This window comes from Streptomyces auratus, assembly GCF_050433025.1.
Classification (GTDB): Bacteria; Actinomycetota; Actinomycetes; order Streptomycetales; family Streptomycetaceae; genus Streptomyces; species Streptomyces sioyaensis.
This window is the reverse complement of the sequence record NZ_JBNGCB010000003.1, coordinates 3,702,775-3,728,393: the sequence shown is the minus strand read 5'-3', so window position 1 is coordinate 3,728,393 and position 25,619 is coordinate 3,702,775. Positions and strand designations below refer to the sequence as shown.

The 25,619-nt window shown below is 71.4% G+C and carries 19 protein-coding genes; 11 read left to right on the top strand and 8 right to left on the bottom strand.

What is annotated here, in order from left to right; translation table 11 throughout:
• Positions 1-325: 325 nt before the first annotated feature.
• From BKA18_RS35905 to BKA18_RS35895, 3 genes are all read left to right on the top strand, one after another.
• Positions 326-1,219, top strand: coding sequence for a virginiamycin B lyase family protein (locus BKA18_RS35905; protein ID WP_366045067.1), 894 nt, complete (start codon positions 326-328; stop codon positions 1,217-1,219).
• A 267-nt stretch (positions 1,220-1,486) separates the two neighbouring features.
• On the top strand, positions 1,487-2,776 hold the full coding sequence (locus BKA18_RS35900) for a PP2C family protein-serine/threonine phosphatase (RefSeq protein ID WP_429638794.1): 1,290 nt from the start codon (positions 1,487-1,489) through the stop codon (positions 2,774-2,776).
• 277 nt (positions 2,777-3,053) lie between these two features.
• Positions 3,054-3,386 carry a hypothetical protein gene (locus BKA18_RS35895; protein ID WP_366045065.1) on the top strand — a complete coding sequence of 111 codons (333 nt, stop codon included), beginning with the start codon at positions 3,054-3,056 and terminating at the stop codon, positions 3,384-3,386.
• Positions 3,387-3,456: 70 nt separating this feature from the next.
• Here the strand turns inward: BKA18_RS35895 and BKA18_RS35890 are convergent, their stop codons facing one another.
• The 4 genes from BKA18_RS35890 to BKA18_RS35875 all read right to left on the bottom strand — a co-directional run bounded on the left by BKA18_RS35890 (position 3,457) and on the right by BKA18_RS35875 (position 9,834).
• Positions 3,457-5,271 (bottom strand): M28 family metallopeptidase, encoded by a 1,815-nt coding sequence (locus BKA18_RS35890; RefSeq protein ID WP_366045064.1) that lies wholly within the window; start codon positions 5,269-5,271, stop codon positions 3,457-3,459.
• Positions 5,272-5,668: 397 nt separating this feature from the next.
• The gene (gene amaB, locus BKA18_RS35885; RefSeq protein WP_366045063.1) at positions 5,669-7,198 is read right to left on the bottom strand and encodes an L-piperidine-6-carboxylate dehydrogenase; all 1,530 of its coding nucleotides are present in this window, start codon (positions 7,196-7,198) and stop codon (positions 5,669-5,671) included.
• Positions 7,199-7,245: 47 nt separating this feature from the next.
• Positions 7,246-8,637 (bottom strand): 2-oxoadipate dioxygenase/decarboxylase, encoded by a 1,392-nt coding sequence (gene hglS, locus BKA18_RS35880; RefSeq protein ID WP_366045062.1) that lies wholly within the window; start codon positions 8,635-8,637, stop codon positions 7,246-7,248.
• Between the two features lie 27 nt (positions 8,638-8,664).
• On the bottom strand, positions 8,665-9,834 hold the full coding sequence (locus tag BKA18_RS35875; RefSeq protein ID WP_366045061.1) for an NAD(P)/FAD-dependent oxidoreductase: 1,170 nt from the start codon (positions 9,832-9,834) through the stop codon (positions 8,665-8,667).
• A 173-nt stretch (positions 9,835-10,007) separates the two neighbouring features.
• On the opposite strand from BKA18_RS35875, the gene BKA18_RS35870 reads away from it, so the two are divergent.
• Both BKA18_RS35870 and BKA18_RS35865 read left to right on the top strand, forming a co-directional pair.
• Positions 10,008-10,922, top strand: coding sequence for a LysR family transcriptional regulator (locus BKA18_RS35870; protein ID WP_366045060.1), 915 nt, complete (start codon positions 10,008-10,010; stop codon positions 10,920-10,922).
• 378 nt (positions 10,923-11,300) lie between these two features.
• Positions 11,301-12,701: an amino acid permease gene (locus BKA18_RS35865; RefSeq protein ID WP_366045059.1), complete on the top strand. Its 1,401-nt coding sequence runs from the start codon at positions 11,301-11,303 to the stop codon at positions 12,699-12,701.
• Between the two features lie 155 nt (positions 12,702-12,856).
• Here the strand turns inward: BKA18_RS35865 and BKA18_RS35860 are convergent, their stop codons facing one another.
• Complete coding sequence (locus BKA18_RS35860) at positions 12,857-13,771, bottom strand: LysR family transcriptional regulator (protein ID WP_366045058.1); 915 nt, start codon at positions 13,769-13,771, stop codon at positions 12,857-12,859.
• 157 nt (positions 13,772-13,928) lie between these two features.
• Between BKA18_RS35860 and BKA18_RS35855 the strand changes: the two genes are divergently transcribed.
• Together BKA18_RS35855 and BKA18_RS35850 are read left to right on the top strand one after the other, a co-directional pair.
• The gene (locus BKA18_RS35855; protein WP_366045057.1) at positions 13,929-16,883 is read left to right on the top strand and encodes an FAD-binding and (Fe-S)-binding domain-containing protein; all 2,955 of its coding nucleotides are present in this window, start codon (positions 13,929-13,931) and stop codon (positions 16,881-16,883) included.
• The gene (locus BKA18_RS35850; RefSeq protein ID WP_366045056.1) at positions 16,876-18,024 is read left to right on the top strand and encodes a Glu/Leu/Phe/Val family dehydrogenase; all 1,149 of its coding nucleotides are present in this window, start codon (positions 16,876-16,878) and stop codon (positions 18,022-18,024) included. The genes BKA18_RS35855 and BKA18_RS35850 overlap by 8 nt, the downstream gene beginning before the upstream one ends.
• Before the next feature lie 29 nt (positions 18,025-18,053).
• On the opposite strand, the gene BKA18_RS35845 is transcribed toward BKA18_RS35850, so the two are convergent.
• Together BKA18_RS35845 and BKA18_RS35840 are read right to left on the bottom strand one after the other, a co-directional pair.
• Positions 18,054-18,356, bottom strand: a complete 303-nt coding sequence (locus BKA18_RS35845; protein ID WP_366045055.1) for a hypothetical protein — start codon at positions 18,354-18,356, stop codon at positions 18,054-18,056.
• Between the two features lie 110 nt (positions 18,357-18,466).
• On the bottom strand, positions 18,467-19,168 hold the full coding sequence (locus BKA18_RS35840; protein ID WP_366045054.1) for a formylglycine-generating enzyme family protein: 702 nt from the start codon (positions 19,166-19,168) through the stop codon (positions 18,467-18,469).
• A 118-nt stretch (positions 19,169-19,286) separates the two neighbouring features.
• Here BKA18_RS35840 and BKA18_RS35835 point away from each other — a divergent pair, with 118 nt between their 5' ends.
• Together BKA18_RS35835 and BKA18_RS35830 are read left to right on the top strand one after the other, a co-directional pair.
• The gene (locus BKA18_RS35835; protein WP_366045053.1) at positions 19,287-20,114 is read left to right on the top strand and encodes a phosphotransferase family protein; all 828 of its coding nucleotides are present in this window, start codon (positions 19,287-19,289) and stop codon (positions 20,112-20,114) included.
• A gap of 440 nt (positions 20,115-20,554) precedes the next feature.
• The gene (locus tag BKA18_RS35830; protein WP_366045052.1) at positions 20,555-21,274 is read left to right on the top strand and encodes a hypothetical protein; all 720 of its coding nucleotides are present in this window, start codon (positions 20,555-20,557) and stop codon (positions 21,272-21,274) included.
• Positions 21,275-21,422: 148 nt separating this feature from the next.
• Here BKA18_RS35830 and BKA18_RS35825 read toward each other — a convergent pair whose 3' ends face one another.
• Positions 21,423-21,806 carry a VOC family protein gene (locus tag BKA18_RS35825; RefSeq protein ID WP_366045051.1) on the bottom strand — a complete coding sequence of 128 codons (384 nt, stop codon included), beginning with the start codon at positions 21,804-21,806 and terminating at the stop codon, positions 21,423-21,425.
• A gap of 201 nt (positions 21,807-22,007) precedes the next feature.
• Here BKA18_RS35825 and BKA18_RS35820 point away from each other — a divergent pair, with 201 nt between their 5' ends.
• Positions 22,008-23,816, top strand: a complete 1,809-nt coding sequence (locus tag BKA18_RS35820; protein ID WP_366045050.1) for a TIGR03767 family metallophosphoesterase — start codon at positions 22,008-22,010, stop codon at positions 23,814-23,816.
• A gap of 165 nt (positions 23,817-23,981) precedes the next feature.
• Positions 23,982-25,598: a D-alanyl-D-alanine carboxypeptidase/D-alanyl-D-alanine endopeptidase gene (gene dacB, locus BKA18_RS35815; protein ID WP_366045049.1), complete on the top strand. Its 1,617-nt coding sequence runs from the start codon at positions 23,982-23,984 to the stop codon at positions 25,596-25,598.
• Positions 25,599-25,619: the final 21 nt, after the last annotated feature.

Genomic DNA, 25,619 nt, shown 5'->3' with positions numbered 1-25,619 from the left:
TCTGGCTCCTCCTCTTGCCGAGCCCCCGTCGGTCGGTCCCCTACCCGGCGCTGCGGTCGGTATGTCCCTACATCTGGACGACGCTTGGGGATCGGGGTCGGACGGGCTCCGGTCCGTCGACGGTCCGGCAGTGTCTCTTCACAGCCTGAACACGCCCTGGACCTGGGGGAGTTCGGCATCATGACGCGCCTGTCGGGCGGTGGCGCGCGGCAGGGTCGGGCCGCCCGGCGACGTCAATCCGCTTGCCTGCGCGGCGGCGCCATGGCAGCATTCTTAATGCAACTTATGTAGCACTAGTGATGTCCAGTAAGGAAGAGCCCCAGCCATGTCGCCCCGTGCCGCCTCGTTCCAGCGGTTCCCCGTCTCCGACTCCGGCGCGGGTCCGTACGCCCTCACTCCCGGCCCCGACCGCGCACTGTGGTGCACCCTGGTCCACGCCGGGCAGATCGCCCGCCTGACTCCTGACGGTCAACTCGCTTGCCACCAGCTCGACTCCGCGACCTGCGGGCCGACCGTCATCACCGCCGGGCCCGATGGCGCGTTGTGGTTCGCCCGGAGTCAGGACCATCGGATCGGACGGATCACCGTCACCGGGGAGGCGACCTCGTTCCCCCTTCCGACTCCGGGCAGTGGGCCGTTCGGCATGGTGTCCGCCCCCGACGGAGCACTGTGGTTCACCCAGCTGCACGCCGACCGCATCGGCCGGATCACCACGGACGGCCAGGTGACGGAGTTTCCGTTGCCCGTCAGCGGCGCGTTCGCCTCGGCCCTCACCACCGGCCCTGATGGCGCACTGTGGTGCACCCTCAATCAAGCGCACGCGATCGGCCGTATCAGCCTCGGCGGCGAGATAACCGCCTACCCCCTGCCGACCGAGAACGCCGCACCGGTCGGCATCACCTGCGGCGCCGACGGCGCCCTCTGGTTCGTCGAAATCGGCGCCGGCCGGATCGGCCGAATCAGCACGGACGGCCGTATCGAGGAGTTCCCCCTCCCGGACCCCGCATCCCGGCCGCATGCGATCGTCGCGGGCCCGGACGGAGACTGTTGGTTCACCGAATGGGGAGCCAACCGCATCGGTTCCATCACTCCGGACGGCCGTATCGAGGAATTCGACCTGCCGACCCCCTCGTCGGAACCGCACGGTCTGACATTCGGGCCGGACGGCGCCCTCTATGTGGCACTGGAGACAGGAGAGATAGTCCGGATGGTTCCCTGACCGCTCGTGCGCCGAGAAGCTGCGCGCAGCCCGACGGGTCGGTCGGCACGTCAAGAATCTGCGCTCCGAGGTGTCGCTCTCGTGCCTCCCCGCGGTGTCGCTCCGGGCGAACTCCGTCTCGGTGTCACCATCGACAGCACACGCACCGCCGCAGGGTGCGCCGGCTACCGGCGGTGCGACGAAGGGACAGCCCACAGGGCGCACGGCTCGGCGAGCCGGGGCCCGAGGAAAGGTGCCTGAATGAGCAGTCCAGCGGGCCGCGGACGGATGCTGGGTGATCTGATTGCTGCCAGCCATGTGGTCACACTCGATCAGGTCCCGGACATGGTCGCCAAGCATGCGGCCCGGGTGGGCTGGCAGGAGGTGCTGATCTACCTGGCCGATCTCCAGCAGGATGTGCTGTGCCTGCTCGCGGGCCAGGAGTCCGAGGCCGGCGGCGGGGCGGAGACCGTCCGCGATGAGCTGCGGATCGAGGGCACGCTCGCGGGGCGGGCCTTCCAGACGGGGAGCATCGTCGCGGGCGCCGCCTCCGAAGGCGGGCTGTGGTGGGTGCCGTTGCTCGACGGCACCGAGCGTCTGGGAGTGCTGCGGGCCACCGCGGCCCCCGATACGGAATGGGACGCGCAAGCGGCCCAGGACCTGCGCAATCTTGCCGGGCTGCTCGCATTGATGGTGGTCAGCAAGCGCGGGACGAGCGATACGTACGCACGGCTCGTACGGCGCCGGCGGATGAATATCGCAGCGGAGATGGAGTGGCGCGTGATGCCACCGAGGACCTTCGCCACCGGCCGGGTGCTGATCAGTGCGGTGATGGAGCCCGCATACGAGGTCAGTGGCGATGTCTTCGACTACGCGGTCGCCCATGACATCGTGCACCTCGCGCTCTTCGACGCCATGGGCCATGACACCGCCGCCGGGCTGACCGCGAACCTCGCGGTCGCCGCCAGCCGCAACCACCGCCGACAAGGCTCCGGGCTCCTGCCGACCGCCGAAGCCGTGGAACGCATCCTCGCCGAGCAGTTCGACACCAACCGCTTCGCCACGGGCGTCCTGGCCGAGCTGAACACCGAGACCGGAATCCTCATCTGGACCAGCCTCGGACACCCCCCACCGGTCATCATCCGCAACGGACGCACCGCCCTCAGCCTGCCCTGCTCACCCGCGCCACCCATGGGCACCGGCCTGGGCCTGCCGCCCTCCCTCTGCCGGGACCAGCTGGAGCCCGGTGACCGCCTGCTGCTCTACAGCGACGGCATCACCGAGGCCCGCAACAGCGAAGGCCGGGAGTTCGGCCTGCCCAGCTTCACCGACTTCCTCATCCAGCACCATGCCGACGGTCTACCGGTGCCCGAGACGCTGCGCCGCCTGATGAGGCGTCACCTCAGGTACCACGACGGGCGGCTCAACGACGACGCCACCGTCCTGCTGCTGGAGTGGAGTGGCCCCACCCCCTACCGCCCGGCCCACGTCGAAGCCCTCGCCGGCCTGCCCGAACACACCACTCCCGCCACCGCCCTGCCCGCCCGCTGGACAAAGCCCGGCGCCGAGGAGCCGTGAGTGTCCGGGCGTATGGTCGATCGCGGTGCGTGGCAGCAGCCGCCCGGGCGGCCCGCGGCCACGGCCGGGCCTGCGGCCGGAGCCGGAGCCGGAGCCGGACCACCGCCCGGCGGCGGAAGCTCTGCACAGCCGGAGCCGGAGCCGGACCACCGCCCGGCGGCGGAGGCTCTGCAGAGCCGGAGCGGTGGCACCGTACGCTGCCAGACTTCACCGGCAGACTCTCCCTACGCGCCGCACTCCCCACCGCCTCACCGCCCACGACAGGAGCCCACCCCTCATGACCGAAACCGACCAGAACACGCCGGCCGCGCGAGCCGTCTACCGCGCACAGGCCTTCGTCCGGCATGGCCGCTGGCACCTCGAAGTCGCCAGCCTCGACCGCGAACCCGACACCGGCGACACCGAAGCCCTGCTCGTCACCCTCTGGCCGGTCGGGGAGACCCCCGAGGGCAGCGGCTTCCCGGCCGACTCGCTCCGCGCGCAGCTGCTCGACAACGGCTTCGCCCCGGTCGACCCCGACCAGGGCACCGACGGCTGGACGCCCGCCGGCGACCGGGACCGGGACCGCTACACCACCGCCTGCTACCAGACGGACGAGACGTCGGCCTGACCCACCGCGGGACGCACCGGAGGGGCAGGTCCGGTGCGGGCCTGCCCCTCCGGCCTCGTTCTTCGAAGGGTCAGCCGGTCTGCAGGGCCGCGTCGTCGAGGACGAAGCTGCTCTGGAGGCCGGCGTCCTCGGTGGCGGTGAAGGTGAGGGTGATTCGCTGTCCGATGTAGGGGCTCAGGTCCAGGGTGCGCTGGGTGTAGCCGGCGGCTGCGTCGGTGTTGGAGAGGGTCGTCAGGGTGGTGCTGCCCACCTTGACCTTGAAGGTGTCGTAGGCGACGGAGCCGGTCTCAGCGGTGTCGATGTGCAGCCAGTAGGTCAGGGTGGCCTTGCGGCATCCGGTGGGCACGGTCACCGATTGGTTGAGGGTGTCGGTGGCCGAGTATCCGTAACCGCCGAGCCAGGCGAATCTGCTGCCGCCGTGGGCGGACTGGCCGGTGTGGGCACCGATGGCGCCGGTGTCGCCCGTCCATGGTGTGGTGCCGCTCTCGAAACCGCCGTTGGCGAGGAGCTGTTGGCCGGTGCAGCCGCCGGCACCAATGACCGTCAGGGTGTAGGTCGTGGTGTGGGTGGTGGACCCGGTGCCGGTGACGGTGAGGGGGTAGGTGCCCGGCGCGGTGGCCGAGGTCGTGGCGACGGTCATGGTGGAACCGGCGCCGGAGGTCACCGAGGAAGGGCTGAAGGAGACGGTCACCCCGGCCGGTGCGCCGGACACCGACAAGGTCACGGTCTGGGCGGACTCGCTGGTGGTGGCCGTGGAGACGGTGCTGGTGGCCGACGCACCCGGGTCGACACTGCCCGTCGTGGGGCTGGTGGACAGCGAGAAGTCGTTCGCCGGGGTGGAGGAGGTGACGGCGAGCTGCCACAGGGTCGAGGCGATGCCGTCCACGCTGCGGTTGAGTCCGGTGGCGTTGATGTTGCCGGTGGTATCGCAGGACTGGTGGTAGCAGGAGTCATAGGCGCGGTTCGCGGTGCCGCCCCATTTGGCCGCCTGGGCCGTGGTCTTCCTGGCGTCGGCGCCCATCGCGTAACCGGAGGTGGCGATGCCCGCCTGCTCGAAGGAGTAGTCGTCGGAGCGGCCGGCGCCCTCGGTGTTCTCCTCCGGCTGGAGGCTCAGCGAGTCCCAGTAGGCCTTCATCGGCTGGGCCGCGGCGGAGCCGATGTGGTTGATGAAGTAGCCGCCGTTGGTCGAGGCGATCATGTCGAAGTTGTAGTACGCCTTGATCTTTGCGCGCTCGGCGGAGGAGAGGGAGTTGACGTAGAAGTCGGAGCCGTTGAGGCCCTGTTCCTCGTCCGTCCACCAGCCGAACCGGACGCGGGCCGCCATGGCGGGGTGCTGCTCGGCGAGGGTCAGTGCCGTCTCCAGCAGTGCGGCCGAGCCGGAGCCGTTGTCGTTGATGCCCGGGCCGGCGCCGACGCTGTCGAGGTGGGAGCCGAACATGTACACCTTGGTGGCGTCTCCCTGCGGCCATTCGGCGATCAGGTTGGGGCCGGCGCCAAAAGCGCAGCCGGAGGTGCAGGGCTGCTCGGTGACGGTGTAACCGGCCGCCTGGAGCTTGCCCTTGACGTAGGCGACGGAGTCCCGGTAGCCCTGTCCGCTGGATTTGCGGGTGCCGCCGTTGCGCGTCGCGATGCTGTTCAGCTCGGTGAGGTGGGCCTGGACCTTGGCCACGTCGATGTCCGGGGCGTCGCTGAGCGCGGTGCGGACGGCAGCGGGACGTGCCTGCGGTACGGCGGGACGGTGACCGACCCGGTCGGCGGCGGAGTGCGTGTGGGACGGCGGAGTGGGGGGCGGGTCCGCCAGGGACGCGGCGGCTGCGGGAAGGACGGCCGCTCCGAAGGTGACGGCCAGGGATATGCCGGCCACCACGAGTCTTCGTATCACCATGGCTCCTTGAGGGGGTAGGGAGTGCTACCGACGGAGGTTCTGGTGGAACGCCGGGCCGCGTACGCCGTACCGTCCTGCCGGCTCCGACGACGTGGTGCGCTGCGGGCGGGAAAGGCGACATGTCCATGACCCGGGCAGCCGCACCATCACACCGTGACCGTGCGGCGTCAAGGGATGTCCTTGAGCAGAGCGGTGTTTGTCGAAAAATGTCAGGCGACGCCCGATATTCGGGCACTCGCCGCTGTCTTGGCGACGCTCCGGCTCCGTGCCGGCGGCCCAGGACACCGACAGCCCCCGCACCGGCTCGTGGTCGGCGCGGGGGCTGTCGGTGCGGTGACGGAGCCGGCTAGAGGCTGTCCGGCGGATCAGGGTCGGATAAGCCCTAGGGGGTGTCCGCCTAGAGGAAGCTGACGTTCTGGGCGAGGGCCAGCCGGCTGGAGTAGTTGATGGTGTTGGTGGCGGACCGCATATAGGCGCGCCAGGCGTCGGAGCCGGACTCGCGGCCGCCGCCGGTTTCCTTCTCCCCGCCGAAGGCGCCGCCGATCTCGGCTCCGGAGGTGCCGATGTTGACGTTGGCGATACCGCAGTCGGAGCCTTCCGCGGACAGGAAGAGCTCGGCTTCCTGCTGGTCACGGGTGAAGATGCTGGACGAGAGGCCCTGCGGGACATCGTTGTGCAGGGCGATGGCCTCGTCGAGGGTGTCGTAGGTCAGCACGTACAGGAGGGGCGCGAAGGTCTCTTCGCGGACGACCTCGGTCTGTTCGTCGACGCGGACGAGGACCGGTTCGACGTAACTGGCGTGGGGTGCGGCGTCGGTGAGGCGCCGGTTGCCGCCTGCGAGGATCTTGCCGCCCTCGGCCTGCGCCCGGGTCAGGGCGTTCTGCATGGTCTCCAGGGCCTGGGCGGAGATGAGCGGGCCGACGAGGGTGGTCTCGTCGAAGGGATCGCCGATGGGGAGCTTCCGGTAGGCGGCGGTGAGGCGAGCAAGGAGGGTGTCGGCGATGTCGCGGTGCACGATGAGCCGGCGCAGGGTGGTGCAGCGCTGACCCGCGGTGCCGGCGGCGGCGAAGACGATGCCCTGTACGGCGAGATCGAGGTCCGCGGAGGGGGCGACGACGGCCGCGTTGTTGCCGCCGAGTTCAAGCAGGCTGCGGCCGAAGCGGGCCGCGACGCGGGGGCCGACCTCCCGTCCCATGCGGGTCGAGCCGGTGGCGCTGACCAGCGCGACGCGGGGGTCGTCCACGAGCTGTTCGCCGATGGTGCGGTCACCGAGCAGCAGCCGGTGGACCTCGCGCGGGGCGCCGACCTCCTCGGCGGCCCGGGCGAGCAACCGGTCGCAGGCGAGCGCGATCAGCGAGGTGAGTTCGGACGGCTTCCAGACCACGGTGTCGCCGCAGACCAGGGCGACGGCGGTGTTCCACGACCACACCGCGGCGGGGAAGTTGAACGCGGAGATGACTCCGACCACGCCGAGCGGGTGCCAGGTCTCGGCGAGACGGTGGCCGGGACGCTCGGAGGCGATCGTACGGCCGTAGAGCTGGCGGGACAGACCGACGGCGAAGTCGCAGATGTCGATCATTTCCTGGACCTCGCCGAGCGCCTCGGAACGGATCTTGCCCGCTTCGATGGTGATGAGGTCGGCCAGGTCGCCCTTGTGGTCCCGCAGCAACTCCCCCAGCCGCCGCACGAGTTCCCCGCGTCGCGGCGCCGGGGTGGTACGCCAGGTCAGGAAGGCCGCACGGGCGTCCGCGATGGCCTGTTCGGTGTCGGCGGCGGTGGCGGCCCGCAGGCCGAAGAGGTCCTCGCCGGTGATCGGGCTGCGGGCGGGGAAGTCGCTGCCTTCCTCGACGGTGACGCCGAGGCGGGCGAGGCCGGCGCGGGCACGGGCGCGCAGGTCCTCGGTGGTGGGGAGGGCCGTGCTGGACATGGTGCTCCTTCGGGGAGTGGTGGGGTACGGGTGGCGGCTCGGGCGGTTCAGCGGGGTGGCCGGTCCAGTCCGAGTGCTCGGGCGACCTGGGCGAGGGAGCCGTTCTGTTGCTCCTCGTAGAGGTCGAAGGGGTCCAGGACCTCGCGTCCGAGGACGCCGGAGAGCCAGGCGCTGTCGTAGGCGGCGCCCTCCTGGTCGTTGTTCCTGGTGCCTTCCTCGCTGAGGTTGGACTGGAAGATGCCGGCCGCCGAGCGGGGCAGGAAGTCCTCGTAGACGACGGGTTCGGCGCGGACCCAGCCCTGCTCCACCAGCTCGTCGAGGCGCGTGGGCGGACTGCTGCCGTCGCCCGGCCGGTCGGACACGACGTGGTAGGTGAAGTGCGCCAGGCCCTGTGCGGCCAGTTCCTGTTCGGTGTCGGGGAGTTCCTCGGCCCACAGGGCGCGGGCGAGGTCGGCCCGGTCGGTGCCGGGCCGGCGAGCCGCCTCCTCGTCGACGCGGGCGAGCAGCGCGTCATAGCGGGCCCGGCCCTGGCGGGTGAGCGCGATGCCACGGGCTTCGACCTCACCGAAGCGCACCCGCAGGGCACCGCTGATCACCTCGCCGTCCGGGGTGCGCAGGGCGCGGGGCTCGGCGAGGGCGCGGAAGGAGGTCTGGCGCAGCAGGACATCGGGGCCCTTCCAGCGGGGTGGCCCCTGGATGGTGTCGATCATCTCGATGCCGCGCTCGGTCATCCGCCGGTAGAGCTCGTCGATGTCCAGGACGCGCGGGGTGAGGTGGTTGATGTGGGTGCTGCGTACGCCCCCGATGTCCGCAGCGACGGCGGAGACCCGCTCCAGGGTTTCGTACCACGCCCGGTCCACCGGCTCCGGCGACAACTCGAAGACCTGCACGGCGAGTTGGAGGAACCGCTCGGCGTCCGCTTCGGGCAGTCCCCCGGCGGCCTCCGCGCGGTCGGCGAGGGCCAGCAGCTCCGGGGGGAAGAGCCGGCGGCCGGCGAGGAAGTTCTCCAGGCGGGCGCGCAGGTCGGCGTCGAAGAAGCGGGGGTCCGCGGGGGTGAGCAGGGAGGTGAAGACGCGGAAGGGGTTGCGGGCCAGTTCCTCGCCGTCGACGGGGCGGAAGGCGGTCGACACGACGGGGACCGCGCTGGCGGCAGCTTCCCGCAGGTCGTAGAAGCCGACCGGGTGCATGCCCAGGGCGCCGAAGATGCGGGCGACCTGCTGGAGCTCAGCGGGGGTGCCGACGCGGATGGCGCCGTGGCGCTCCGCGGTGACCCGGCTGATGGACCCCAGGCGCTCGGCGTCCGCGCCCTGCGCGCGCAGCACGTCCTCGTTGACCTCGCGCGAGACGTCCACGAGCGTGGTGTAGGCGGGCACCTCCCGCCCGTACATGTCCGAGAGCCGCTGCGCGAAGGCCGCGCGGAGTTGCCACTGGCTGATCATCGGGAGGTCGTCCTTCCGTCGGGGGATTCACACCACATGGATTTCCGGGCGTACCGCGGCACCGGTCGTGAAGCGGTCGGCGCTGAACGGGGTCACGTCGACGAACGGTGCGCGCTCCAGGTGGAGGTCGCGCATGATCTCGCCGACCGCGGGGGCCTGCAGAAATCCGTGGCCGGAAAAGCCGGTGGCGTACAAGAAGTTGTGCACCGTGCCGGAGCGTCCGATCAGCGCATTGCGGTCGGGGGTGACCTCGTACAGTCCGGCCCAGCCGCCGGTGGTCGCCATGTCCGCGAGGGCGGGGGCCCGGCGCCGTGCGGCGGCACGGAACAGTTCGAGCCAGTCCGGTGTCCAGGTGGTGTCGAAGCCTTCGGCCTGGCCGGGGTCGGCGAGGCCGAACAGCAGCCCGTCGTCGCTGTTGTGGAAGTAGGCCGTCGAGGCGAAGTCGATGGTGAAGGGGATACGCGGGGCGGGCGGCGCGAGGGGGGCGGTGAAGGCGAGCTGGCGGCGGACCGGGCGCACCGGGAGGTGGACGCCCGCCATGTCGCCGATCTCCGCGGACCAGGCGCCGGCGGCGCAGATGACCGTGGCGCAGGAGATCCGGCCGTGCGCGGTGTGGACGGCCGTGACCCGGTCGCCGGTGGTGTCGAGGCCGGTGACGGCGGTGTGCGTGGCGAAGACGGTGCCGGCCCGGGCAGCGGCGCGGGCATAGCCCCGGACCGCGAGTCCGGGGCGGGCGTGGCCGTCGTCCGGGGAGTAGGCGGCGGCCACCAGTCCGTCGGTGCTGACGTAGGGGCAGAGCTGTTGTGCCTCGCGGGGGCCGATCATGCGGCTGGGGACCCCGAGCTCGTTCTGGACCCGGATGCATGTCTCGAAGTCCGCGGCCTGCTCGGCGCTGGTGAGCAGGAAGAGGTAGCCGACCTCGTCCAGCCGGACGTCGGCCCCAGGCCGCTGCCCGAAGTCCCGCCAGGCGCGCAGACTCCGGCTGCCCAGTGCGATGTTGAGCGGGTCGGAGAACTGGGCCCGGACCCCGCCGATCGGCTTGCCCGAACTGCCGCTGCCCAGCTCGCCGCGCTCGATGACGACGATCCGGCGCACCCCGGCCTCGGCCAGGTGGAAGGCGATGCTGGTGCCCATCACACCGCCGCCGATGATCACGACATCGGCGGTGGACGGCACGGGACGGGAGCTGGAGGACATGGACAAGAGGCCGATCCCTTCCGGAGGCCGCAGCCCTGCGCCGTGGGGACGGACGGCGCGGGGCCCGGGCGGTCAGTGCGAAGTGCTGATCAGCTAGCTGCCCGTCATCGTGCAGCACGCCAACCGTTGACGTCTACGAACAGTTAGTGCGTCCGATCTATTACGATCTCTATATGGATTGGACGAGTGCCCAGCTGCGGTCACTGGTGGAGCTGACCCGGCGTGGCACGATCACCGCGGCGGCACAGGCCCTTGGATACACGCCCGGCGGGGTCTCCCAGCAGATCGCCGCGCTGGAGAAGGCCGCCGGCATGGAACTGCTGCGGCGGGTCGGGCGGCGGGTCGAGCTGACCGATGCCGGACGGACGCTGGCGTGTCATGCCGAGCGGATCCTGTCCACGGAGGCGGAAGCCGTCGAGGCCCTGGAGCGCACCCGTCAGGAGGTCTCCGGGGTGCTGCAAGTGGGCCTGTTCGCCACGGCGGCCGCCGAGATCCTGCCGCCGGCCCTGCAGGAGGTGCGCCGGGTGCATCCCGGGCTGACGGTGCACAGCCGCGATATGGACGTGGACGAGGTGCAGCGCGCCGTTTCCTCCGGCGCGGTGGATCTGGGGCTCGGTCTGGACTACCCGGATGTGCCCATTCCGCGCGAGCCCGCCGTGCGGGTGCGACAGCTGTACCGCGAGCGGTTTGCGCTGGCGGTCCCCGCCGGATCGCTGTCCGGACGCGAGGTGGTCGGCCTGGCGGACACCCAGGAGCTGGGCTGGATCCTGCCGTCGCCCGGCAGCTACTACGGCCGCGCGGTGCGCACCGCCTGCCGGCGGGCGGGCATCGAGCCCCGGGTGGAGCACGAGGTGACGGACACGGCGGCCACGCTGGCGCTGGTCGAGGCGGGGATCGGGGTGAGCACGGTGACGGATCTGATGCTGGGCCTGCGGGCGTCCCGGCTCGACGTGGTACGGCTGCGGGAGCGCATCGAGCGGCACATCGTCGTGCTGTTCCGTTCCTCCGCCGAGCACCGGCCGACGGTGGCGGCGCTGGTCGAGGTGTTGCGGGCGGTGTCCGGAAACCGACGCGACACCGCCGGATAATCGGCCGCGAGCATCGCCGCCCCTCGCCCACCACCCCTGATTCCAGGGCCAGTTGCCGCGACTCTCCGGGCCGGTGCGCCCGCCGCGCAAGAAGGGCCTCCACTCGCCCTGCGGGCCCCGTCCACCAGCCCTCCTTGCCCTCAGCCACGCAAGTTGTCGCGCTGCGGTCCCTTTTGCCGGGGCGGATCGTGAGTGATGGTTTCAGGCCAGTGGTGACCCACGCCACGACGGTGGCCCGTCGTGCTGCCGTTGCCGGATAGGGAGCGAACGATGTCCCCCCATCACACCCCGAAATCTCCGCTTCCCGCCGTACTGGGAAGAGGTCCGCAGGGCATCTTCAGGCGCACACTGCCCCATGAACAGCCCACCGGCGAGCGCATGGTGCGCACCCTGGGCCTCACCCAGCTCACGATGATCGGCATCGGCGCCATCATCGGGGCCGGCATCTTCAGCCTGGCCGCGGCCGTCGCCCGCGATGTCGCCGGTCCCGCGGTGCTCATCTCGTTTCTGGTGGCCGGGGCCGCGTCACTGTGTGCGGCCTTCGCCTATGCCGAGTTCGCCGGCATGGTGCCGAAAGCGGGCTCGTCCTACACCTACTGCGCCGCGGTCCTGGGAGAGATCGTCGGCTGGATCGTGGGCTGGGACCTGCTCCTGGAGTACACCGCGATCGTCGCCGTCGTGGCGATCGGGATGTCGGGCTATCTGGGCTTTCTGCTGGAGGCCGTCGGCATCCATCTGCCGGCCTGGGCGCTGGGCGCGCCCGGCACCGGCGACGGCCACCGGATCGATCTGCTGGCGGTCGCGATCTGCCTCGGGGTGGCCTGGCTGCTGACCCGCGGCACCCGCACCTCGGCCCGGGTGGAGACGGTGCTGACCATCGTCAAGATCGCCATCGTGCTGCTGGTGATCGTGGTCGGGTTCACCAAGGTCAAGACCGGCAATCTGCAGCCCTTTGCGCCGTTCGGCCTCGGTGGGGCGTTCACCGGAGCGGCGACGGTCTTCTTCGCCGTCTTCGGTTACGACGCGCTGAGCACGGCCGCGGAGGAGTCGCTGGAGGCCCGCCGCAAGCTGCCGAAGGCGATGATGCTGTCGCTGGCGGTCTCCATGGTGCTCTATGTGCTGGTCTGCATCGTGCTCACCGGGATGCAGCACTACACCGAGATCAACCCGGAGAGCGGGATATCCAGCGCCTTCCGGAGCGTGGGGCTGAGCGGGCTGGCCAATGTGATCGCCGTCGGCGCGGTCATCGGCATCGTCACCGTGACCTTCTCCTTCATGATGGGCGCCGCCCGCCTGTGGTACGCGCTCAGCCGGGACGGCCTGATGCCGGCCTGGTTCGGTGCCATCCACCCCAAGCGCAAGGTTCCGCACCGCGCCACCTGGCTGATCGGTGTGGTCTCCGCCGTGCTGGCGGGGGTGCTGCCCATCAATGCGGTGGCCGAACTCACCAATATCGGCGTGCTGCTGGCGTTCGTGGTGGTGTCCGCGTCCGTGCTGGTCCTGCGCTACCGCAAGCCCGACCTGAAGCGCACATTCCGCTGTCCGGGCATGCCGGTGGTGCCCGTCCTGGGCATGGCGTTCTCGATGTGGCTGATGTCGTTCCTGCAGTGGGAGACCTGGGTGCGGCTCGGCGGCTGGCTGGTCGTCGGGCTGATCATCTACGCCACGTACGGCTACCGCCGCACCCGCACGGTCATGCCGGGCGGGTCGGTGGACCTCGACGCCCTGAACCAGATGCCCGACTCCGACGACGACTCCCCGCCCGTAGCCGCCGTGTGACGGCCGCGCCCCAGCTGCGCCCCTCCCCCGCGAGGGGCGCAGCTCATCGTCCGGGGGCCGGCCGCACCGCGCACCGTGCCGGGTACGCCAGGTGTCCGGGCAGGGCGCGTCAACCGCCCGCTCCCCGCGCCCCGTCTGCCGGGGAGCCGGGGCAATCACTCGGCCTGTGCCGGGTGAAGGTACGGCTCCCCGGCGGGCACCGCGCGCCGCAGGGCGTCGAGCGTGGTCGTGAGCAGCGGGTTGCTGTTCTCGCTGCGGTGCAGTGCCATGACGGTGCGGTGTGCGGAGCGCTGGGTGAGCCGGGTGGCTTCGATGCCGTCGTCGGGCAGATGGCCGAGCGCAGGCACCACGGCCGCCCCGAGGCCCGCGGACACCAGCTCCCGCACCACGGCGTAGTTGTTGCTGCGGAAGGCGACGGCGGCCTCGAACCCGGCGGCCGCGCACAGTCGGACGAACGAGCGGGCCCCGGCGCTGCCCTCCCGGCTGGTGATCCAGCGGGCCCGGGACAGCTGCGGCAGCTGTGCGCTCAGCCCGCTGCCGCGAGCCCGGAGCAGGACCAGATCCTCCCGCAGCAGGTGATGGCGGGTCAGTCCGGCCGGCCACTGCCGGGGGCTGAGCCCGTACTCGTACACCAGCGCCACATCCAGATCGCCGTGGCCCAGGGCGGTGAGCAGTTCTTCGGGTTCGCCCTCCTCCAGCTGGATCTGCGCCCGCGGATGGGTGGCGACGAGCGCGGACAGGGCGGAGGGGACAAGCCGGACATCGGCCGTGGGGAAGCTGCCCAGCCGCAGCCGGCCGGTGGCGCCGAGGGCGAGCTCGTTGACCTGGTGGTCCAGCTCGTCCATGGCGGCCAGCACATGGGCGCTGAGGTCGACCAGGCGGTGTGCCGCGGCGGTGGGGCGGATCCCGTGCGCCTCCCGCTCGAACAGCGACAGCCCGGTCTCCTTCTCCAGGGCGGAGATCTGCTGCGAGATGGCGGAGGCGGTGTAGCCGAGGTCGCGGGCGGCGAGGGCGAACGATTCGCTGCGGACGACGGCCTTCAGCGTGAGCAGATGCAGTGGCTTCAGCATCGCGGGCTCCCAGGGACGCAGGAGGGACGAGCATAAGCACCCTTTGCCCTCAAGCGTCAATTGTTTCGTCCTGCTGGGTCTTGTTCGGGTGCCCGGCCGACCCACATCGTGGTGGGGACGAGGCCGAAGTGGCCGTGAGCACGAAGGAGCACGCGCTGTGACCACGACAGCCCAGGGCCATGGCAGCCTCGATGCGGCAGCTGTGGCCGAAGCCCTCCGGCAGGGGGACTGCGGCACGGTCGCGGGCGACCGCGGCACCCGGGCACAGTACTCCGCCGACGCCTCCAACTACCGCCGGATTCCGCTGGCCGTGGTCTTCCCCCGGGAGCGCCGGCACGTGCTCAACGCCCTCGGCGTGTGCCGGCGCCTGGGCGCGCCGGTGACCTGCCGGGGAGCGGGCACCAGTACCTCCGGGCAGGCCGTCGGACCGGGCGTGGTGCTCGACTTCTCCCGCTCCTTCAACCGGCTGCTCGCGCTGGATCCGCACGCCCGGACCGCGACCGTGCAGCCCGGCCTCGTACTCGACGAGCTCCAGACGGCCGCCGCCGGGCACGGGCTGCTGTTCGGCGCCGACCCCTCGACCCACAGCCGCTGCACCCTGGGCGGCATGATCGGCAACAACGCGTGCGGATCGCACTCCCTCGCCTGGGGACGCACCGCCGACAACATCGTCGAACTCGAAGTGGTCACCTACCGCGGCACGGTGGTCCGGCTCGGCGAGATGACCCAGGAAGAGATCGACGAGGCCATCGCCGCGGGAGACGACCGCGCGGAGCTGATCGCCGCGCTGCACCGTCTCGCCCAGCGCAATCTGGCGGTGCTGCGCACCAAGCTGGGGCAGTTCCCACGGCAGGTCTCGGGTTATGCGCTGGAACAGCTGCTGCCCGAGCGGCGCTTCCACCTCGCCCGCGCGCTGGTCGGCAGCGAGGGCACGCTGGCCGTCGTGCTCACGGCGACCGTCCGGCTGCTGCGCCCGCCGCCCGAGCGGGCTCTGGTCGTCCTCGGCTTCTCGGACGCCTGCGCCGCGGCCGATGCGGTCCCCGCGCTGCTCGGGCACCGGCCGTTGGCGCTGGAAGGGCTCGACCATGCGCTGACCGACATCGTCACCCGGCCCGAGACCCGGGCCGCCATCGACACCCTGCCCGCCGCCCGGGCCTGGCTGTTCGCCGAGCTCGGCGGCACCGCAGACACCCTGCCCGGGCAGGCCGAGGCGCTGGCCGAGGCCGCGCAACAGGCCCCGGGCTGCACCGGCAGCGAGGTCATCACCGACCCGGCGCGCGCCCGCCGGCTGTGGCGGATCCGCGAGGACGGCGCCGGCCTGGCCACCCGCTCGCCCGACGGCCACGAAGCCTGGCCGGGATGGGAGGACGCCGCCGTCCCACCCGACCAACTGGGCTCCTACCTAAGGGAGTTCACCGTACTGATGGACCGCCATCGACTCCAGGGCGCCGTCTACGGACACTTCGGCGAGGGCTGTCTGCACGTCCGCATCACCTTCGACTTCAGCACCGAAGAGGGCACCGCCGTCTTCCGCACCTTCGTCACCGACGCCGCCCGGCTGATCGCCGCGCACGGCGGTTCGCTGTCCGGCGAGCACGGCGACGGCCAGGCCCGCTCCGCGCTGCTGCCCCTCATGTACGGGTCCGAGATCATCGCCCTGTTCGAGGAGTTCAAGTCCGTCTGGGACCCCGACAACGGCCTCAACCCCGGCATGATCGTGCAGCCGCTGCCCGTCGACACACACCTGCGGGTCAGCCCGCACCGCACTCCCCTGCCGCTGGCCACCGTCCTCCCCTTCTCCGCCGACGACGGTGACTTCGCCAAGGCCACCCGGCGCTGCGTCGGCGTCGGCAAGTGCCGCTCGGCGAGCGGGGGCGGCGACGTGATGTGTCCCAGCTACCGGGTCACCCGGGACGAGAAGGACTCCACCCGCGGCCGCGCCCGTCTGCTGTACGAGATGACCCAGGGCGAGGTGATCACCGACGGCTGGCGCTCCACCGAGGTCCGTGACGCCCTCGATCTGTGCCTGTCCTGCAAGGGATGCAGCGCCGACTGCCCCGTCGGAGTGGATGTGGCCACCTACAAGTCGGAGTTCCTCCACCACCATTACCAGGGGCGGCTGCGCCCGGCCTCGCACTACTCCATGGGCTGGCTGCCGCTGCTGGCACGGCCGGCCGCCCGGGTCCCCCGGCTGGTCAACGCGCTCACCTCCTCCCGGCTGGCCCCGGCCCTCAAATGGCTCGGCGGTATCGCCGCCCAACGGGAGGTCCCGCGCTTCGCCGACCAGACCTTCCTGAGCTGGTTCCGCCGCCGTACCCCGCAGGGCGACGGCCGGCGCGGCCCGGTCATGCTGTGGGCCGACTCCTTCAACAACCACTTCAGCCCCGAGGTCCTCACCGCGGGCGTGGCCGTCCTGGAGCACGCCGGTTTCCGAGTGCAGGTCCCCGACGGCACCCAGTGCTGCGGACTCACCTGGATCACCACCGGGCAGCTCGGCGTCGCCCGCCGTATCGCCCGGCGTACCACCGCCGCACTACGGCCGGCCGTGCGCGCCGGCGTCCCCGTCGTCGGACTGGAGCCGAGCTGCACGGCGGCCCTCCGGAGCGACCTCCCCGAACTCCTCGACGGCGACGAGGACGCCCGGGCCCTCGGCCGGTCCGCCCGCACCCTCGCCGAACTCCTCATCCACCAGGCCCCCGACTGGCAGCCCCCGCAGGTGGCGGCCCACTCGATCAGCCAGACCCACTGCCATCAGCACGCCACCTCCGGCTTCAGTGCCGACAGCACGCTGCTCGCCCGTATGGGCATCGACAACACCACACTCGATTCCGGATGCTGCGGTCTGGCCGGCAACTTCGGTTTCGAGCGCGGCCATTACGAGGTCTCGGTGGCCGCGGGTGAACAGGTGCTGCTCCCCGCGGTGCGCGCGGCCGCCGCCGACACCCGGATCCTGGCCGATGGCTTCAGCTGCCGCACCCAGATCGCCCAGCAGACCCCGCGCCACGGCACCCACCTCGCCCAGCTCCTCGCCCACGCGCTGCCCCCGTCCGACACCTCCGGCCGGCCCGCCTCGCCCGCCCTTCCTCCCGATGAGGAACACGCCCGTGACTGATGCACTCTCTCTCGTCGACGAGTGGGGCCCCGAGAAGATCGTCGTAGTCTCCCACCGGCGCACCGGCATGAAGGGCGTCCTGGTGATCGACAACACCGCCCGCGGCATCGGCAAGGGCGGCACCCGTATGAGCCCCGGCGTCACCGTCGACGAGGTGTCCCGCCTGGCCCGGGTCATGACGTGGAAGTGGGCCGCCGTCGATCTCTTCTACGGCGGCGCCAAGGCCGGCATCGTCGCCGACCCCGGCTCCCGCGACAAGGAGGCGGTGCTGCGGGCCTTTGCCCGTGCGCTGTCCAACGAGGTGCCCCACGAGTATGTGATGGGACTCGACATGGGGCTGACGGAGGATGACGCCGCGATCATCCAGGACGAGCTGGGCGACCGCGGGGCCGCCGTCGGCACCCCCGCGCATCTCGGCGGGGTGGCCTACGACCGGCTCGGGGTCACCGGCTACGGGGTTGCCGAGGCCGCCGACGCCGCGGCACAGCACCGGGGCCTGTCGCTGGCCGGCTCCCGGGTCGCGGTGCAGGGCTTCGGTGCGGTCGGCAGCGCCGCCGCCCGGCGCTTCGCCGAACTCGGTGCCACCGTCGTAGCGGTGTCCACCGCCCATGGAGCGCTGCACGACCCCGGCGGTCTCGACGTCGACGCCCTGCTGACGGCGCGTGCGGAACACGGCGACCACTTCGTCACCCGCCACCCCACGGGCACCGCGCTCGCCACCGGCAGCGAACTCACCGTGGACTGCGACCTCGTGGTACCCGCCGCGCTCCAGGACGTCATCACCCACACGACCGCCCAGGACATCAAGGCGCAACTCGTGGTGGAGGGCGCCAATCTGCCCACCTCCGTGCAGGCCCGGACCCTCCTGGCCGAGCGCGGGATCACCGTGGTCCCCGACTTCGTGGCCAACGCCGGCGGCGTGGTCGCAGCCGCCTTCGCCATGGACGCCCGCTACTCCGGGTTCCCGCCCGACACTGCCGGCATCTTCCAGACGGTCTCGACGAAGCTGCGTGCCAACACGGTGACCGTCCTGGACGAGGCCCGGCAGCAGGAGGTCACCCCGCACGCCGCCGGTCGCCGGCTGGCCGAAGAGCGGGTGCGTGCCGCCATGGAGAGCAAGGGCCGCCTCCCACGCAACTGACCGCGGCCCGCACTACCGGCCGCCGTGGGTCACGGCTCACACGACTCGTCGTTCTTGACGACGAGGAGCGTGACCTTCCGGTCCTGCAACGGGGTGCCCGCCTCCGGGTCCTGCGCGCAGACCTTCCAGCTCGCGGGCCACAGCACATGGCGCCCCGCACCCCGCCCGTCCCTGAGCTGGACCGAGGGGTCGTAGTGGAGAGCCTGATAAGCGGCGACCAGTCCCCGGCCGGCGACCTGAGGCATCAGCTCCGGGCCGTCGGCATGAGCCGGCACGGCCGGGACGAGGCAGAACAGGGCAAGGACCGAGGCAGTGACGATTCTCTTCACCACCTGGGAACGATCACCGACGGCAACGGTCACCGCGGACCGGCGATCGGCGCCCGCGCACCGCCTCCCGGCCACGCACCGCCTCCCGCTCCGGCCCGCTCCGGCCCGCCCCGCTACCCCCGCGACCCCGACCGTGCGAGCCGGAAACCCAGGTCGTCGACCCGAAAGGTGGGATGGCTCTTGCGGCGGCACGATGCCCGGCAGCCCCGGGGCCAGTCGTCCGCGCCACCGCCGCGGAAGACCCGGTACGGGCCGTAGACCTGGGGGTCATAGACGTCCCAGCACCACTCCCACACATTGCCGATCATGTCGTAGAGGCCCCAGGCATTCGGCGCCTTGGTGGCGACCTCGTGCAGCTCACCGCCGGAATTCCCGCGGTACCAGGCGATGTCGTCCAGCTCGCCGTACCGGACGCCGGAGGTGCCGGCCCGGCAGGCGTACTCCCACTCCGCCTCGGTCGGAAGGCGATAGCCACCGGCTTCCGCGTCGCAGACCACGTCCTGGGCGTCGGGATCCTGGCCCATCGAGTAGCAGGGTTCCAGCCCCTCGGCCTGGGAGAGGAGGTTGCAGAACCGCAGGGCGTCCGGCCAGGAGACCTCGGTCACCGGCGTCCGCGGCCCCGCCGTGCTCACGGGCACCGCACCGCACACCGCCTGGTAGAGCGCACGGGTCACGGGATACGGCGCCAGCCGGAAGGCTCCGACCTCGACCCGCCAGTTCGTCTTCGTGCCCTCGTCCCGCAGGACGATCTCCCCGGCCGGAATCTCGGTCAGGCGCTCGACGCCGGCCTCGCTGAGCGACGGTTCACGACTCATCGCACTTGCCGCACGGACACACCATGCGATTCCACGAGGCTTTCGGATGTCATGCCGTGATCGTAGGCCAACGCCGAAGACGTCTCCTGCGAATTGTCCCTCTGCCAGGATCGTCGCCATGACGCCCGAACTGCCCGAACACTGCACGCATGCCGTCGAATTACTGCCGGACAGGGTCATCAAGCGGTTTCGGGGGACGGATCGCGAGGGTGGTCCGCGCGAGTGGCGGGCGCTGACGCTGCTGGCCGCTCATGCTCCCGGGCTGGCGCCCGAGCCATGGGGTTGCGCTCCGGCCCTTGCCGCGCCCGTGGTGGTGATGTCGCGGCTGGCCGGTGTGCCGATGCGTGGGCGTGCCTTGTCCGACGTACAGGTCGCCGCCCTGGCGGCAGCCCTGCGGAGGCTCCACGCCGCGGTGCCCGCCGAGGTGCTGAGAGCGGTCCCGCCCCGGCCGGACCACGCAGCGGAACTCGTCGCCAGGATCCGTCGTTGGACGCCCACGATGCGACCGCACGTCAGCGGGCAGGTGGCACAGGCCATGGATGCCGGGGTGGCCTGGTTGGCGTCGGCGCATCTCGACCGGCCCGGCACGCCGGGAATGCCACCGGTTTTCGGAGCCGGGGACGGCAATCTCGCCAACTTCCTCTGGGACGGCTCGACCGTCCGGATCGTCGACTTCGAGGACTCGGGCCGAAGCGACCGGTTCTTCGAGCTGGCGGAGATCACCGAGCATGTGGCGAGCTGGGCGGAGCACCCCCTCGACGTCTCCTCGTTCCTCGACCAATTCGACCTCACCCGGGCGGACTTGGGCCGGTTGCGGGACCGTCGCCGTCTGCTTGCCCTCGTCTGGCTGTTCCTGCTGCTGTTCGACGCCAGGGCCGGTAATCGACGGAATCCGGTGGACGCGGTGGAGCGGCAGGGTCAGCGGCTGCTGGATCTCCTCGGCTGAGTCGCGGCCGTCAGGAGAGGGGCCGACACAGCAGGGCGTCGGGGCTGCCCTGGTGCGCAGGCTGTAGCGGCGAGGGGTGGACGAGCCCGAGCCCTGCCCAGCGCAGCTGATCCCCCATCAATCGACCTGACTTCAGGGCGACTTGCAACCCTCATGGCACGTCAGACGTTCAAGCCGCTCCACGGGTGGCCGGCGATGACGCCGAGGCCGCCGTGCGGGCCGCCGTACGCCTCCCGGGACACCCACTCCGACCGGCCCCGCGGCGCCACCACGCCCCCGGACGGGCGAGCGCCGACCGACGACCGCCCGAATGCGGCGGCACCGCCGGGCGCCGCCCCGGGCCGTGCACCCGTGAGACCACCCCGTGAGCACGTAAAGTGATTTTTCTATCACGCACCGTGCGCACCCGGCGCTCGGTGGCACCGGAGAAAGGGACATGCATGCGCGCTCGCCTTCTCGCCACGGCTGCCGTCGTGGCGCTCACCAGCACTCTTCTCGCCGCCGCACCCGCACCGGCGAGCCCCTCCGCCGTCGCCGGGCCGCCCGGCGAGCCGGCCGCCACCGGCCGTCGCGCCGGAAACACCGAGGTTCCCGTCGAGGGCGGCACGGCCCGCTTCGACGCTCCCCCCACTCTCCTGGCCGCCCTCAAGGACCACGGTGTGGCGATCGCGGACGTCGATGCCGACGGAAAGATCAGCCAGCACCACTCCACCGATGCCGGAGTGAGCCTGGACATCGAGGGCGGTGCGGTCACCAACAGCGGCGGAAAGGTCGGCGGTGAGCTCCGGTTCGCCGAGGCGGGTCTCGCGCTGCTCAACAGCAGAACCGGCAAGGCCGTCAAGATCTCCGACTTCGTGGGCGACCTGTCCCAGGGCACCCTGCGGGCCGGCCTGGACCGCGGCGCGGACGTCATCCTGGGCACCTTCACCCGGCTCGCCGCCAATGCGTCCATCGACACCGATGCCGCGATGCTGCGGATGAACACCAGCATCACCGTCACCGCGGTCGCCGCCGCCAAGCTCAATGCCGCGCTCGGCACCAAGATCTTCACCACCGGCGGACCGCTGCTGCACGCCCGCCTCGACGCGCGCCTCGACCCGTCGGTCGACCTCCGCACCGCCCTCAACCTGAGCCGCCGCCCGGCGCGACGCCAGGCGTAGGGGCGGGCCGGCGGGAGGCCGCCGCACCCTCCGCGGCCGCTCGTCGATGAACAAGGCGGGAACTCAAGCACAAGCTCAGGTGCTGACACCAACGCCCGCCCCGGCCCCGGTCGTACGGCCGAGCGGCTTGGCGCCGGGACGCAGGTGGTCAGAGAGGCTGGAGCCGGGTGCGCAGGAGGCAGAATTCGTTGCCTTCCGGGTCGGCCAGGACGTGCCAGTTCTCGGTGCCGGTCTGGCCGACGTCGACGGGCCTGGCGCCGAGCGCGAGCAGCCGCTCCAGCTCGGCGTCCTGGTCGCGGTCGGTGGCGTTGACGTCGATGTGCAGCGGGAGCTTGCCGGTCCGTGGGTCGCTGCTGGGGCTGAGGACGAGGGTGGGCTGCGGGCCGCCGAAGCCGGCGTCGGGCGGGCCGATCTCGATGCTTCCGTCGTCCTCCCGGCCGAGTTCGACGTAGCCGAGGACCTCGCTCCAGAATGCGGCGAGCCGGTCGGGGTCTGCGCAGTCGAGGACCAGCTCACTGATGCGGCATGCCATGCCCGTGAGTGTAGGTGGACGACCCGAGACGCCGGGCATCCCGGCCGACCCGGCAGCGGACCGTACCGACGGGCAATGGGTGCGCCGCGTTCCGGGCAAGTTCAGCTAGCGGTCACGCACGTCACCCAAACTCTGGAACGAGACATTCCGTTTGGTGACACCGCCGTGGTCAGGCATGCCGGCCACGGCACGGAGGGCCTGATGGCCGGTATCGAAACCCACATCCCCACCAACCGTCGTCGCTTCCTTCTCAGCTCCGGTGCCGCCGTCGCCGGAGCCAGTGCCGCATGGGCACTGCCGAGCCAGCGCAGCAGCAGCGCGGCTCCGAGCGCGCCGCCTCTCCCCCGCACGTCGCCGGCCGGTCCGGCCGGGCGGCGGGCGGCCCCGTACGGGGTCACGACACTGGACACCGCGGCGCACCTCACCGGCAGCGGCAGCTACCGCCGCCTCGGCTCCGGCCCCGGATGGCCGCTGGTGGTCCGCGGCGACCTCGCCTCCGCCGGGACCGGGCGCCAGGACCGGCGGACCGCCCTGGCCTGCTTCGTCCAGTTCACCGATCTCCATGTGGCCGACGTCCAGAGCCCGTTGCGCACCGAATATCTGCGCGCCGGCTCGCCGGGGTCGTGGCGCGCGCAGGAGGCACTGTCGGTGGCCGGCGCCGTGTCGCTGGTGGAGCAGGCCAACGCGCTGGGCGGCGGACCCCACACCGGCCGGCGGCCGGCCTTCGTCATGTCCACGGGTGACAACATCGACAACCACTCCATGATCGAGCTGGAGTGGTTCCTGACCCTCATGAGCGGCGGCCGTATCACGCCCAACACCGGTGACCCGGCGGCCTACGAAGGTGTACAGAACTGCGGCCTCCCGCTGTACTGGCATCCGGCCGACGGCCTGCGCGACCAGGACAAGAAGCGGGGGCTGCCGTCGATACCCGGCTATCTCGACGCCGCGATCCGCCCCGTCACCAGTCCCGGCCTGCGGATTCCCTGGTACTCGACGCCCGGCAACCACGACGATCTGCCGGGTGGCTGTCTGGCCCCGCAGGACCCGGAGCTGACGGACTACATCACGGGGGCACGCAAGCTGTTCTCCGTACCGGATTCCGATGTGGCCGCGTTCGCCAAGGTGCTGGACAGCGGCGACGACCCCAAGAGCACCGTGCTCAAGGAGATCCTCGGACGCAACGCCGCCAGGGCCCGGACCGTGACGGCGGACGAGCGGCGCCGCATGTTCACCCCGCACGAGTATCTGCGGGCGCATCTGAACCCGGCGTTCGCCGGCGCGGGACCGGTCGGGCACGGCTACACCGACGACCACCTCAACGACGACCAGACGTATTACTCCTTCACGGTCGCGGACGGTGTCCTCGGCATCAGCATCGACACCACCTACCGCAGCGGCCACTATGAAGGGTCGCTGGGCACCGGCCAACTCCAGTGGCTGGAGCGGACCTTGGCCGCCCACAGCTCCCGTCATTACGACGCGGACGGCCGACTGGTGCGCAATGCCGGCGCCGACGACGCGCACATCCTGGTCTTCAGCCACCACCACAGCCCGAGCATGACCCGGCGCCCCGATGCGGCGCGCGCGGAAGAGAAGCGGCACGACGGTGCGGAGCTCATCGCCCTGCTGAGCCGGTTCCCCAACGTGGTGGCGTGGATCAACGGCCACAGCCACGTCAACCGCATCACGCCGCACGCCCACCCGACGGCCGCCCGCTCCTTCTGGGAGGTCAACACCGCCTCGCACGTGGACTATCCGCAGCACGCCCGGATCCTCGAACTGGTCGACAACCACGACGGCACGCTGTCGCTGTTCACCACCCTCATCGAGTCGGCCGCTCCGCACCGCACGGACTTCGACGACCTCTCGGCGGTCGGCCTCGCCTCCCTCTACCGCGAGCTGTCCTACAACGCTCCCGGCCTGGCCGCCGGCATGAGCGGCGGCGTCCATGAAATGGCAGGCCGGCCGGCGGACCGCAACACCGAACTCCTCGTCCACCGGGCATGACGGGGCGGGCGGCGCTCCCGCCCGCCTTACGCACCGCGACGGCCGGAATGGATCGTCCGGGGGACCCCGACGACGCGCCGCGCCCCGGCACCGGGGGTGAGCAGTACCTTCAGGAGGAACATAAGGGCAGATATACGTCAGAACAACACCATTGGTGGAGCCTGCATGTCACCCTCCGTCACGCACCGGACGGCCCGACGGCGCATTGCCGGCACCCTGAGCGTTGTGCTGGCCGTCGGCGTCGTCGTCACCGGCCTCGTCCAGGCAGCGCCGTCCACCACCCCCCGCCGTCTCGATCCGCGCATCGCCGCGGTCATGCGGAAGCCGGACTACCGCCATGCCCAATGGGGTCTGTTCCAACAGAACCCGGCCGGCGGCGAGGTGACGCAGTCCCGCTACGCCGACCAGTTCTTCATCCCCGGGTCGACGGCCAAGCTGTTCAGCGTCAGCGGCACCTGGCGCACCCTGGGCAGCGACCACCGCTTCGTCACGCCGGTCCACGCCGTCGGGCGGCGCCTGGGCAGCACCCTCAAGGGCAACCTGGACCTGGTCGCGCAGGGCGACCTGACGCTCGGCGGCCGCACCCGCAAGGACGGCACCGTCGCCTTCACCACCATCGACCACACCTACGCCGACGACGTCCCGGGGGCCACCCTCACCCCGGAGAACCCGCTGGCCGGTATCGACCAGCTGGCCCGGCAGGTACGCGCCTCGGGCATCCGGCGGGTCGACGGCAACGTGGTCATCGATGCCCGGCTGTTCCGTCCGGACCCGGTGCTCGACCCGACCCCCACGCCGCTGATCATCAATGACAACCTCATCGATCTGCTGACCTCCCCCGGCGCCGGCGCGGGCGCCCCGGCCGGCCTCGACTGGCGGCCGAAGGTCGCGCCGTACCACGTCACCTCGGCCGTCCGCACCGTCGCGGCGGGCCAACCGACCGACATCGACGTGACCAGCTCCCCCGACGGCACCCGCATCCGGCTGTCAGGAACCATCGCCGCCGGCTCCGCCCCCGTCCTGCGGGTCTCCGGCATCAAGGACCCGAACGCCTTCGGCCGGACGGCCCTGATCGAGGCACTGCAGCGCGCCGGCGTCCAGGTCCGGGCGAAGCCGGTGGGCCCCAACCCTGCCGGCCAGTTGCCGCGCTCCTACCAGGGCGCGCCCGCGGTGGCCCGGTACACCTCCCCGCCGTACGCCCAATACGCCAAGCTGATCCTCAAGGTGAGCCACAATCTCGGGGCCAACCTCGGGGTGTGCCTGATGGCGACGACCACGGGAAGCTCCAACTGCGAGGAGGGCTTCCCGGTGCTCGCCGCCTTCCTGGACCGTGCGCACGTGGACCGCAGGGCCGTACAGCTCGCCGACGGCCGGGGCGGCAACCCGGCCGACCGCACCACACCACGCGCCCTGGCGCAGATCCTGACGTACTGGCAGCACACCCCCGAAGCGCAGCGCTTCCGCACCTCGCTGCCGGTACTGGGCGTCGACGGGACCTTGGCGGACTCCTGCCGGCACTGCCCCTCACGCGGCAAGGTCTTCGCCAAGACGGGCACCGCCGCGGGCGGCGACGCGCTCAACGACCGGCTGGCGGTGGGCGCCGAAACCGCGGCCGGCTATCTGGAGACCCGCAAGGGCCACTTCGACGTGTTCTTCGACGGGGTGAACGGGGCCTCGACCCCCCATGCCGACATCAACGGCGTCCTGGCCATCGGCAACGACGTCGCCGCCATCGCCGCCTACCTCCAGCAGCAGGCCGCCGGCGGCGGGCACCGCTCTTAATTGGCATCCTGGATACCACTT